Consider the following 10,962-nt stretch of genomic DNA (forward strand, 5'->3'; position numbering starts at 1 on the left):
GTGGGTTCTGCCAAGAGCGAGCCATATCAAATGTGCCTCTTGACTTTAATACGTACGTACGTATTTTACTGGCATGGCTAGACATTCACTTCGCGAAAAACTTCTCGACGCCGGTTTCAAAACCATCTGGAGCTCCGGCTATTCGGCCGCCGGCGTACGCGACATCGTCGCCGCGGCCGATGCCCGTCCGGGGTCCTTCACCAATCATTTTGCCTCCAAGGAGGCGTTCACCGGCGAGGTGCTGGACCGCTATTTCGCCTATGTGAGCGGTTTGGCGGAGCAGGCCCTTGCTCGGGACGGCACGCCCCCGGTCGCGCGCTTGCGCCGCTATCTGGAAATCGTCACGTCGAAGCTGGAGGCGCATGATTGGGCAAGGGGCTGCATGATCGGCAATCTCAGCCTCGAGACGGCGGCTCACAGTGAGGCGCTGAGGCTGCAACTCGTCGCCATCTTCGAACGCTGGCGTAAGCCCTTTGCCGAATGCATTGCCGAAGGCCAGGCGGCTGGCGACATCACCGACGCGTTCGATGCCGAGGACCTCGCCGATTTCCTGTTGAGTTCCTGGCAAGGCGCGATGCTGCGCATGAAGGTGGAGCGCAGTCCCGAACCGCTCGAGCGTTTCAAGAACATCGTCTTCAAAACAGTCTTCGTAAAAAAGGAGCTGATCCGATGAACCCGAAACTCGAAAAGCAGCAATCCCGCACAATGGTGCCGCGCTCGCAAGTCGCGGTACTCGATTCCACCATCTCCTATGTCGAGGCAGGTACTGCCGGTCCGACGGTGCTATTCCTGCACGGCAACCCGACGTCGTCCTACATCTGGCGCGACATCATCCCGCATGTGGCGCCGTTCGGCCGCTGCATTGCGCCCGACCTGATCGGCTATGGCCAATCCGGCAAGCCGGACATCGACTATCGCTTCTTCGACCACGTCCGCTATCTCGACGCCTTCATCGAGACGCTTGGCATCACTGACGTGGTGGTCGTCGCGCAGGACTGGGGCACCGCGCTCGCCTTCCATCTCGCGGCCCGGCGGCCGCAGCGGATCCTCGGCCTCGCCTTCATGGAATTCATCCGCCCCTTCGAGAGTTGGGACGATTTTCACCAGCGTCCGCAGGCGCGCGAATTGTTCAAGGCAATGCGCACGCCTGGCGTCGGTGAGAAGCTTGTCCTGGAAGACAACGTCTTCGTCGAAAAGGTGCTTCCGGCTGCGGTGCTGCGCACGATGAGCGATGAGGAAATGGCCTCCTACCGGGCACCGTTCCCGACGCCCCAATCGCGCAAGCCGATCCTGCGGCTGCCGCGCGACCTGCCGATTGAAGGCCAGCCCGCCGATGTCGCTGCCATCAGCGAGCACGACCATCGGGCGCTCCGGCTCTCCTCCTACCCGAAGCTGCTTTTCTCAGGCGATCCGGGGGCCCTCGTCTCGCCGCATGCGGCACGGGAATTCGCGGCCGGCCTGAAGAACTGCCGGTTGATCGATCTCGGACCCGGCGCGCATTATCTACAGGAGGACCATGCCGACAGGATCGGCGCCACAATTGCCGAGTGGATTCCGGAGGTGGCCTTCGAGAGCCGAGCGACCGAATCGGCCTGACGTCGGGACGTGAACCGGCGGCAGCCGGAGAGGTCGACAGCTTAGCTCTGCCGGTGCCAAGCGATGGAGGCGCCAATGATGCCGGATCCAATGACGATGATGTTCTTGCTCACGGCCGTGTACCTTCAAACGCCCAGGACTTCTTGCCCTCATTGCCACCATGCTACAGACTTACCAAGGGCGTTGCCGGGACCGCTCTCGAAGCGGGTCGATGACGATCGCCTCACTGGAAACGTTCAGCTCAATCACATGAGGGTCATTTGCGCCGCTGGATAAAAGGGTTGGTTTTTGCTGCAGCCGGAGCCGCCATTGTCTATGCCGTCTTCTTTGGCCCGCTGCCGTTCGTTCGATCTTGGTGGCAGGACGACAACTGGCTGGATCCTTTGCATAAACGCCATCGGATCGCTGACGGTTTGGTGCTGACCGGGGCGTTGGTTGGGAAATCGCGGGCAGAAGTTGTTGCCATGCTCGGCGAGCCGCCGAAGACGGACTATTTCGAGGACTGGAGTCTGGTTTATATTCTTGGTTCGGAAAGAGGATTTTTTTCGATCGACTCTGAATGGCTGGTTATGCGCCTGGATGACGTTGGCTCGGTCACGCAGGCGGCTATCGTCAGAGACTGAACCTGCTGCCGGGGTATCAGCGGTGTTTCCGTTCGACAGGCTGGAAAAGCGCTGCTAGAAGCCCGCGCCACAGACAGGATTCCATGAAATTGGCTGAAGACATCGAACAAGCGGTATCGCGCCGCCGCACTTTCGCGATCATTGCCCACCCCGACGCCGGCAAGACGACGCTCACCGAAAAACTGCTTTTGTTCGGCGGCGCCATCCAGCTTGCCGGCGAGGTCAAGGCCAAGAAGGACCGCATCCAGACCCGCTCGGACTGGATGAAGATCGAACGCGAGCGCGGCATTTCGGTGGTCACCTCGGTGATGACCTTCGAATACGAGGACACCGTCTTCAACCTGCTCGACACGCCCGGCCACGAGGATTTCGCCGACGACACCTATCGCACGCTGTCGGCGGTCGACAGCGCGGTCATGGTCATCGACGCCGCCAAGGGCATCGAGCCGCGCACGCTGAAACTGTTCGAGGTCTGCCGGCTGCGCGACATCCCGATCATCACCTTCGTCAACAAAATGGACCGCGAAAGCCGAGACCCATTCGACATCCTCGACGAGATCGAGCAGAAGCTGGCACTGGATACAGCGCCGATCACCTGGCCGATCGGCCGCGGCAAGACCTTTTCCGGGACCTACCATCTGGCGCTGAACGCGGTGCGCAAGGGCGACGCCGAAAAGGAGCGCACGCCGGTCAATGGACCCGATTCCAACCGCGTCGCCGGCCTGTTGCCGGAGAACGAGCGCGAGGCCTTCATCGAGGAGCTGGAACTGGCGCGCGCGGCCTGTCGCCCGCTCGACCTCGATGCCTTCCGCGAGGGCCATTTGACGCCGGTCTATTTCGGTTCGGCGCTGCGCAATTACGGCGTGCGCGACCTGATCGAGGCGCTCGGCGCCTACGGGCCGCCGCCGCGCGCGCAGGAGGCCGACAGCCGCAAGGTCGAGGCGACCGAGGACAAGATGACCTCCTTCGTCTTCAAGATCCAGGCCAATATGGACCCCAACCATCGCGACCGCATCGCTTTCGTCCGCGTCTGCTCCGGCAAGCTCGAGCGCGGCATGAAGGCCAAGCTGGTGCGCACGGGAAAACCGATGAGCCTGTCGGCACCGCAATTCTTCTTCGCCCGCACCCGCGTCACGGCCGACGAGGCGTTCGCCGGCGATGTCGTCGGCATCCCCAACCACGGCACGCTGCGCATCGGCGACACGCTGACCGAAGGCGAGGAGATCCTGTTTCGCGGTGTGCCGAATTTCGCGCCTGAAATCCTGCGCCGCGTTCGCCTCGGCGATGCCATGAAAGCAAAGAAGCTCAAGGAAGCACTGCACCAGATGGCCGAGGAAGGCGTCGTGCAATTGTTCTCGCCGGAGGACGGCTCGCCAGCCATCGTCGGCGTCGTCGGCGCCCTGCAGCTCGACGTCTTGAAGGAGCGGCTAAACTTCGAATACACACTGCCGGTCGATTTCGAGATGTCGCGCTTTTCCGTCTGCCGCTGGATATCGGCCGACGACAGGGCCGAACTCCAGCGCTTCATCGAGGCGCATCGCGGCGACATCGCGCGCGATCTCGACAACGATCCGGTGTTCCTCGCCCAGCACGCCTTCTCGCTCAACTACGAGGCCGAGCGCTGGAAGGCGATCCGCTTCACCGCGGTCAAGGATTATCAGGTCCGCGACAGGGCGGCTTGAGCTGTTGGTTTTCCCTTCTCCCCTTGTGGGAGAAGGTGTCGCCGAAGGCGACGGATGAGGGGTGTTCCAGAAAACACCAACGTCTCATTCCGTCCCACACCCCTCAACCGTCTCGGCGCTTCGCGCCGATCCACCTTCTCCCACAGGGGGAGAAGGCAAGATCGCGTTCGTTCACCCTTTCGCTGCCTCTTCGATCTTGGCGATGTCGATCTTGCTCATCTGCATCATCGCCTGCATCACGCGGCCGGCCTTTTCCCTGTCGGCGTCCAGCAGCAGCCTGGGCAGCTGCTCGGGAACGACCTGCCAGGAGAGGCCGAATTTGTCCTTCAGCCAGCTGCACTGGCTGGGCTGGCCACCGCCCGCGATGAGCCTGTCCCAGAAATAGTCGACCTCTTCCTGCGTCTTGCAGTCGATGGAGAGCGAGACCGCCTCGGTGAACTTGAATTGCGGCCCGCCGTTCAGCGCCTGGAACTGAACGCCGTCGAGCTCGAATGAGACCATCAGCACCTTGCCCTCATTATCGCCGCTGCCCTTGGGCCAGCGCATCACGCTCAGCACCTTCGAATTCTTGAAGATGGAGACATAATGGTTCATGGCCTCCTCGGCCTGATCGTTGAACCACAGGCAGGGGGTGATCTTTTGCATTCTCTTGCTCCTCGGGCTGGTTTTGGCTTTGTTTTCACTCGCAAAACGGCTGGCTGGCAATTGATGCCCGGTTCCGCCGTCTGCCCAAGGACGCTCGAACGAGACCCGATCCGACAGCACCTCTGACTTTTTTACGGTCTGGGCCGGCTGCGTCTTTGGCTGGCCGCTCGTTCCGCACCCTGGCGCAGCGCAAAATTGTGGCCAGACCAGAGTGTGCCGTCTATAAGGCCTGCGGCTCAATTCCGGTTTTCCGCACCTTTGGGCGCGACGCAGACAGCAAGGACAGTTCAATGCCCGCCTACCGTTCCCGCACCACCACCCATGGCCGCAACATGGCCGGCGCCCGCGGCCTGTGGCGCGCTACCGGCATGAAGGATTCGGATTTCGGCAAGCCGATCATTGCCGTGGTCAATTCCTTCACCCAATTCGTGCCGGGCCATGTCCATTTGAAGGATCTCGGCCAGCTGGTTGCCCGCGAGATCGAAAAAGCCGGCGGCGTTGCCAAGGAGTTCAACACCATTGCCGTCGATGACGGCATCGCCATGGGCCATGACGGCATGCTCTATTCGCTGCCGTCGCGCGAATTGATCGCCGACTCGGTCGAATACATGGTCAACGCGCACTGCGCCGACGCGATGGTCTGCATCTCGAATTGCGACAAGATCACGCCCGGCATGCTGATGGCGTCGCTGCGCCTCAACATCCCGACCGTCTTCGTCTCCGGCGGGCCGATGGAGGCCGGCAAGGTGGTGCTCGCCGGCAAGACCCAAGCGCTTGACCTGGTCGACGCTATGGTCGCAGCCGCCGACGACAAGGTGTCCGACGAGGACGTCAGGATCATCGAGCGCTCGGCCTGTCCGACCTGTGGCTCCTGCTCCGGCATGTTCACCGCCAATTCGATGAACTGCCTGACCGAGGCGCTCGGCCTCTCGCTGCCCGGCAACGGCTCGACGTTGGCCACGCATGCCGACCGCAAGCGGCTGTTTGTCGAGGCCGGTCATCTGATCGTCGATCTCGCCCAGCGCTATTACGAGCAGGACGATGACACCGCGCTGCCACGCAGCATCGCCTCGAAGGGCGCCTTCGAGAACGCCATGACGCTCGACATCGCCATGGGCGGCTCGACTAACACGGTCCTGCACATCCTCGCCGCAGCACATGAGGGCGAGGTCGACTTCACCATGGAGGACATCGACCGGCTGTCCCGGCGGGTGCCGGTGCTGTGCAAGGTGGCTCCGGCCAAGGCTGACGTCCACATGGAGGATGTCCATCGCGCCGGCGGCATCATGGCCATCCTCGGCCAGTTGGATAGCGCCGGGCTGATCAACCGCGACCTGCCGACGGTGCACGCCGCAAGCCTCGGCGAAGCGCTCGATCATTGGGATATTTCGCGCACCACCAGCCAGAATGTCCGCGATTTCTTCCTGGCGGCACCCGGCGGCGTGCCGACGCAAGTCGCGTTCAGCCAGGACCGCCGCTGGGACGATCTCGATCTCGACCGCGAGAAGGGCGTCATCCGCTCGGCCGAACATCCTTTCTCCAGGGATGGCGGCCTTGCCGTGCTGAAAGGCAATCTGGCACTCGATGGCTGCATCGTGAAGACGGCGGGCGTCGATGAATCGATCCTGAAATTCACCGGTCCGGCAAGAGTGTTCGAAAGTCAGGACGCCAGCGTCAAGGCGATCCTGTCGAACGAGATCAAGGCCGGCGATGTCGTCGTCATTCGCTATGAAGGGCCACGCGGCGGACCCGGCATGCAGGAAATGCTCTACCCGACCAGCTATTTGAAGTCGAAAGGCCTCGGCAAAGCCTGCGCACTGATCACCGACGGTCGTTTTTCCGGCGGCACCTCCGGCCTGTCGATCGGCCATGTCTCGCCGGAAGCCGCGGAAGGCGGTCTGATCGGGCTGGTCAGGGAAGGCGACACGATCGAGATCGATATCCCCAACCGCACCATCAGGCTTGCTGTCGACGACGCCGAACTCATCGCCCGTCGCGCCGCGATGGAGGCCAGGGGAACGGCTGCCTGGAAGCCCGAAGAAAAGCGCAAGCGCAAGGTGACGACGGCCTTGCGCGCCTATGCGGCGATGGCGACAAGTGCCGCCAAGGGGGCGGTGCGGTACGTGCCGGAATAGAGGCTTTTCCTTCTCCCTTTGTGGGAGAAGGTGGATTGGCGCGCAGCGCCAAGACGGTTGAGGGGTGCTGGACGGAGTGCCGCCGGCGCCAAGCTGGAACACCCCTCGTCTGGCCGCTTCGCGGCCACCTTCTTCCACAAGGGAAGAAGGGAAGGGCCGCGCCTGAAGGTTCCGCCTTGCGGCAGCACGCTGCATGGAAAGAAACGGCTTTTTTGAACGAGGTGGCGCTAGATGGATTTTGACCTTGTGGTGCGCGGCGGGACGCTGCCCGACGGCAGGATCGCGGATATCGGCATCGTCGGCGAAACGATCGCAGCGATAGAGCCCGAGCTGAACGTCAGCGCCGGCACGGCGATCGATGCCCATGGCAATCTGGTCTCGCCGCCCTTCGTCGATCCGCATTTCCATATGGACGCCACGCTTTCGCTCGGCATTCCGCGCATCAATGTCTCGGGCACGCTGCTCGAAGGAATCTCGCTTTGGGGCGAGTTGAAGCCGCTTTTGACCTACGAAGCGGTGCGCGACCGTGCGCTCGCCTATTGCGACTGGGCGGTGTCGATGGGCCTGCTCGCCATCCGCACCCATGTCGATGTTTGCGACGACCGCCTACTGGCGGTCGAGGCGCTGCTCGACGTGAAGAAGACGGTTGGCTCCTATATCGACCTGCAGCTGGTCGCCTTCCCGCAGGACGGGTTTTACCGCTCGCCGACGGCGCGCGACAACACCATCCGGGCGCTCGACATGGGCGTCGATGTCGTCGGCGGCATTCCGCATTTCGAGCGGACAATGGCCGACGGCACGCGCTCGGTGACGGAACTCTGCGAGATGGCGGCCAGGCGCGGCCTGATGGTCGACTTGCATTGCGACGAGACCGACGATCCGCTGTCGCGCCACATCGAGCAGCTTGCCTATGAGACGCAGCGGCTCGGGTTGCAGGGCAGAGTGGCCGGCTCGCACCTGACATCGATGCATTCGATGGATAATTACTACGTTTCGAAGCTATTGCCGCTGATTGCCGAGGCCGGCGTTTCGGCGATCCCCAATCCGCTGATCAACATCATGCTGCAGGGCCGCCACGACACCTTTCCCAAGCGCCGCGGACTGACGCGGGTCAAGGAGATGCTGGCGCAAGGCATCCGCGTCGGCTGGGGCCAGGATTGCGTGCTCGACCCCTGGTATTCGCTGGGCACCGCAGACATGCTCGACGTCGCCTTCATGGGCCTGCATGTCGCGCAGATTTCGAGCCCGGCCGAGATGGCGCGCTGCTTCGACATGGTCACCAACGTCAATGCAGCCATCATGGGCCTCGATCACCTTGGCCTGGCCGTCGGCAAGCGCGCCAGCCTGGTCGTTCTCGATGCCGGCAATCCGGTCGAAGCGCTGCGGCTGCGCCCCGAGCGCCTCTGCGTCATCGCCAGAGGCAAGGTGGTGGCCGAGCGGAGCCGGCAGGACACGCGGCTTTCGATCGCCGGAAGGCCGGGCACGGTGAACCGGCGCCACGCTTAAAGCGCGTCGCGTTTGAACGGACCCACGCGACGCGCTTTAAGGTCTTGTTTTTAAGCGTGTCGTTATCGCAAAACCGCTGCACACTTTTGCGCGACATGCATTAGTCCAGCCGATTTCCGGCGCTGGTCTTACCGAATTCTCGATTTTCGCCTCGTCATGGCCGCAGCTTGCGACTACGACGCGGGTCACCGTACCCCACGGCGAGGAACCGGTAACGGCATGGCGCGGCCCGCAGCCCAGTACTCAACGATCATGAACGTGCTGCTGGCGGGCATCCTGCTGATGCTCGCCGGCGATTTCCTGTTTGCGTTGAACGATGCGATGGGCAAGTGGCTGGTCGCCAGTTTTTCCGTCGGCCAGGTCGTGCTGATCCGCTCGATCGGCGCGTTTTTCATACTCGGGCCGATGATTGCACATCAGGGCCCGGCCAAGCTGTTTCGCATGGAGCGGCCGGAGCTGCAGCTGCTGCGCGTGGTGATGACGACGCTCGACACGGCGCTGTTCTACGCGGCGGTCGTCTATCTGCCGCTCGCCGATGTGATGAGCTTTTACATGGCCGGGCCGATCTATGTCGCGGCGCTGTCGCACTTCCTGCTCGGCGAAAGGGTCGGCTGGCGCCGCTGGGCGGCTATCCTGGTCGGTTTCTGCGGCGTGCTGATCATGCTGAAGCCGTCCTCGGCCGCGTTCTCGCTGTCGTCGATGTTCGCGCTCGCCGGCAGCATTTCCTTTGCCTTCGCCATCATCCTCAATCGGCGGCTGCGCGGCACCAGCGACACCTCGCTGGTCACCTGGCAAACCATCGGCACGCTGCTGGTCGGCGCTGCGTTGACCCTCGGTAGCTGGAAGACGCCGTCCTCGCTCGATTTCGGCGCCATGCTGCTTCTCGGCATCGTCTCCTGCGGCGCGCATCTGATGATCACCCGGGCGTTGAAGCTGGCGCCGGCCTCGACCTTGGCGCCGCTGCATTACAGCCTGCTGTTGTGGGCAGTGGTCTTCGGCCTCGCCTTCTTCGGCGATGTGCCTGGGCCGCGCATTCTGATCGGCTCGGCCATCGTCGTGCTGGCCGGCCTGTTCATCTTCCACCGCCAGAAGGTGGTCGACACGGTACCGCCCGAAAACGTGCCAAAGGGCGTGAATTAACCCCGGCGCGCTGCCGCGAGATGCCGCGAAAATTCCGGCATCTCCATCAGTGCCTTGCAGCGCGCAAACCGGCCGTCGGCATAGGCGCGAAAGTCGTCGGCCGGATTTTTGTTGGCAAGCTGGATCAAGCCCCAGAGCGTCCACAACAGGTCGCACGTCGCCTTGTAGATGACGATGCGGCCGCGCTCCGCCGGTCTCGGCTCGCCGCCGAAATAGGCGCGCATCATTTCTTCGTCCTGGGCCTCGTCGAATTGCCCTTCGACCGAGAGGTCGCCGAGATCCCAGAGCGGATCGTTCATGCCGGAATATTCCCAGTCGACGATCCACATCCTGTCGCCCGTATCGAGAAAGTTTTCGCAGAGCGGGTCGCAGTGGCAGGCGACGATCGGCAGAGGTTGAGCCGCAAGTGCTGAGCGCACTGCCTCCGCCTCGCGGACCACATCGTGGTAGCCGCCAGGCAGGGCGACGTCCTTGGTTGACAGCACTTTCAAATAGTCGTCGATCATCGCAAACAGCTCGAAGCGGGAGGGGAACACCGCGCCGGATGTGTGCAGTCTGCGAAAGGCCTTGCCGGCGCGTGCCGGGCTGCCCGGCCGAGTCTTGAACTTTCCCGGTGACATCGTCTCGGCACCGGCAACGAAGCGGGTCACCAACACGCCGGTCTCGGCATCGACATGCAGCACATGGGGACTGACGCCGGCCTTCGCCGCTTCCCGCGCCGCCACTGCCTCGTTGGCGCGGTTGATGTATTCCTCGGTACCCTTGCCGGGGATACGCAGGCAGAAATCCTTACCGCTGAAGACGAGGTTGGTGAGACCGCCGAGCCGTTCCAGAGGGCCGTCATAGCCGGCCAGCATCGGAATGGCCGCAAGTGCGGCGCGCGCCCGGTCGTCCGCCATGGATTTCGCTCCTTTCCCCGTGTTATTGGGACGACGACGGTTCCACAGTTTTCGCCGTTTGGCTATGATCGCGTTGCGGATCGATACCAGGCGACGGAAAGCGATGACGGACAGCAATCAGCAGAGCGCACTCGCCGCAGCCTATGCGGCGAAGCGGCCGGAAGACATCGCGGCTCTTTACGACAGGTGGGCCGGCACCTATGACGCCGACATGTCGGCGGCTGGCTATCGCCATCCCACCATCTGCCTTGCCTTGCTGGCCCGCCATCTGGCGCGCGGCGCCGCTCCTCTGCTCGATGCCGGCGCCGGCACCGGGCTCATCGGCGAATGGCTTGCCATTACCGGTTATCCGCAGGTCGAGGCGCTCGACATCTCGGAAGGCATGCTGGCGCAAGCCGCGCGCAAGGGCGTCTATTCAGCGCTGCACTGCCTGGCGCTTGGCGGACCGCTGCCCTTCGTGGACGACGCCTATGCCGGGATCATCTCAGCCGGCGTCTTCACGTCCGGCCATGTCGGGGCCGAGGGTCTGGACGAGCTGATCCGCATCTGCCGGCCGGGCGGAGTGATCGTGCTGACAGTGAAGAACACGCTGTGGGATGCCGGGTTTGCCGCGCGGATCGCCGAGCTCGAGGCGCAAGGCACCGTCACGCGCGCCGAAGAGACGCCGCCCTATGTTTCGATGCCAGGCGAGGCCGATACCGTGCCGAGCCGGGGGCTGGTGCTCATCGTGAACTGA

At 63.1% G+C, this 10,962-nt stretch carries 10 protein-coding genes; 8 read left to right on the plus strand and 2 right to left on the minus strand.

Annotated elements, in window-relative coordinates; genetic code table 11:
• Nucleotides 1–73: 73 nt before the first annotated feature.
• The 4 genes from NKH04_RS01255 (at nucleotide 74) to NKH04_RS01270 (ending at nucleotide 3,901) form a co-directional block, all read left to right on the plus strand.
• Nucleotides 74–673 carry a TetR/AcrR family transcriptional regulator gene (locus NKH04_RS01255; RefSeq protein WP_353043956.1) on the plus strand — a complete coding sequence of 200 codons (600 nt, stop codon included), beginning with the start codon at nucleotides 74–76 and terminating at the stop codon, nucleotides 671–673.
• Nucleotides 670–1,596 (plus strand): haloalkane dehalogenase, encoded by a 927-nt coding sequence (locus NKH04_RS01260; RefSeq protein ID WP_353043957.1) that lies wholly within the window; start codon nucleotides 670–672, stop codon nucleotides 1,594–1,596. Before NKH04_RS01255 ends, NKH04_RS01260 begins: the two co-directional genes overlap by 4 nt.
• Nucleotides 1,597–1,856: 260 nt before the next feature.
• On the plus strand, nucleotides 1,857–2,219 hold the full coding sequence (locus tag NKH04_RS01265) for a hypothetical protein (RefSeq protein ID WP_352540430.1): 363 nt from the start codon (nucleotides 1,857–1,859) through the stop codon (nucleotides 2,217–2,219).
• An 83-nt stretch (nucleotides 2,220–2,302) separates the two neighbouring features.
• Nucleotides 2,303–3,901: a peptide chain release factor 3 gene (locus tag NKH04_RS01270; RefSeq protein WP_502893745.1), complete on the plus strand. Its 1,599-nt coding sequence runs from the start codon at nucleotides 2,303–2,305 to the stop codon at nucleotides 3,899–3,901.
• A gap of 171 nt (nucleotides 3,902–4,072) precedes the next feature.
• Here NKH04_RS01270 and NKH04_RS01275 read toward each other — a convergent pair whose 3' ends face one another.
• Nucleotides 4,073–4,546: a VOC family protein gene (locus NKH04_RS01275; protein ID WP_352540429.1), complete on the minus strand. Its 474-nt coding sequence runs from the start codon at nucleotides 4,544–4,546 to the stop codon at nucleotides 4,073–4,075.
• Between the two features lie 290 nt (nucleotides 4,547–4,836).
• Here NKH04_RS01275 and ilvD point away from each other — a divergent pair, with 290 nt between their 5' ends.
• The 3 genes from ilvD (at nucleotide 4,837) to NKH04_RS01290 (ending at nucleotide 9,327) form a co-directional block, all read left to right on the plus strand.
• The gene (gene ilvD, locus NKH04_RS01280; RefSeq protein ID WP_352767211.1) at nucleotides 4,837–6,681 is read left to right on the plus strand and encodes a dihydroxy-acid dehydratase; all 1,845 of its coding nucleotides are present in this window, start codon (nucleotides 4,837–4,839) and stop codon (nucleotides 6,679–6,681) included.
• Between the two features lie 231 nt (nucleotides 6,682–6,912).
• Nucleotides 6,913–8,187: an amidohydrolase family protein gene (locus tag NKH04_RS01285; protein ID WP_353043958.1), complete on the plus strand. Its 1,275-nt coding sequence runs from the start codon at nucleotides 6,913–6,915 to the stop codon at nucleotides 8,185–8,187.
• A 219-nt stretch (nucleotides 8,188–8,406) separates the two neighbouring features.
• Nucleotides 8,407–9,327, plus strand: coding sequence for a DMT family transporter (locus tag NKH04_RS01290; protein ID WP_352614566.1), 921 nt, complete (start codon nucleotides 8,407–8,409; stop codon nucleotides 9,325–9,327).
• On the opposite strand, the gene NKH04_RS01295 is transcribed toward NKH04_RS01290, so the two are convergent.
• Nucleotides 9,324–10,226: a phosphotransferase gene (locus NKH04_RS01295; RefSeq protein WP_353012102.1), complete on the minus strand. Its 903-nt coding sequence runs from the start codon at nucleotides 10,224–10,226 to the stop codon at nucleotides 9,324–9,326. The genes NKH04_RS01290 and NKH04_RS01295 overlap by 4 nt on opposite strands.
• A gap of 103 nt (nucleotides 10,227–10,329) precedes the next feature.
• On the opposite strand from NKH04_RS01295, the gene NKH04_RS01300 reads away from it, so the two are divergent.
• A complete protein-coding gene (locus tag NKH04_RS01300; protein ID WP_353012105.1) occupies nucleotides 10,330–10,962 on the plus strand; it encodes a class I SAM-dependent DNA methyltransferase in 633 nt (210 codons plus the stop codon).

The organism is Mesorhizobium sp. M1365 (assembly GCF_040317865.1).
In the GTDB taxonomy this organism is placed as follows: domain Bacteria; phylum Pseudomonadota; class Alphaproteobacteria; order Rhizobiales; family Rhizobiaceae; genus Mesorhizobium.

Excerpts from the sequence above, each read along its gene's own strand:
- NKH04_RS01290 (WP_352614566.1), top strand. The coding sequence starts at position 8,407 with ATGGCGCGGCCCGCAGCCCAGTACTCAACGATCATGAACGTGCTGCTG.
- NKH04_RS01295 (WP_353012102.1), bottom strand. The coding sequence starts at position 10,226 with ATGGCGGACGACCGGGCGCGCGCCGCACTTGCGGCCATTCCGATGCTG.
- NKH04_RS01285 (WP_353043958.1), top strand. The coding sequence starts at position 6,913 with ATGGATTTTGACCTTGTGGTGCGCGGCGGGACGCTGCCCGACGGCAGG.
- NKH04_RS01270 (WP_502893745.1), top strand. The coding sequence starts at position 2,303 with ATGAAATTGGCTGAAGACATCGAACAAGCGGTATCGCGCCGCCGCACT.
- NKH04_RS01275 (WP_352540429.1), bottom strand. The coding sequence starts at position 4,546 with ATGCAAAAGATCACCCCCTGCCTGTGGTTCAACGATCAGGCCGAGGAG.
- ilvD (WP_352767211.1), top strand. The coding sequence starts at position 4,837 with ATGCCCGCCTACCGTTCCCGCACCACCACCCATGGCCGCAACATGGCC.
- NKH04_RS01260 (WP_353043957.1), top strand. The coding sequence starts at position 670 with ATGAACCCGAAACTCGAAAAGCAGCAATCCCGCACAATGGTGCCGCGC.
- NKH04_RS01255 (WP_353043956.1), top strand. The coding sequence starts at position 74 with ATGGCTAGACATTCACTTCGCGAAAAACTTCTCGACGCCGGTTTCAAA.
- NKH04_RS01300 (WP_353012105.1), top strand. The coding sequence starts at position 10,330 with ATGACGGACAGCAATCAGCAGAGCGCACTCGCCGCAGCCTATGCGGCG.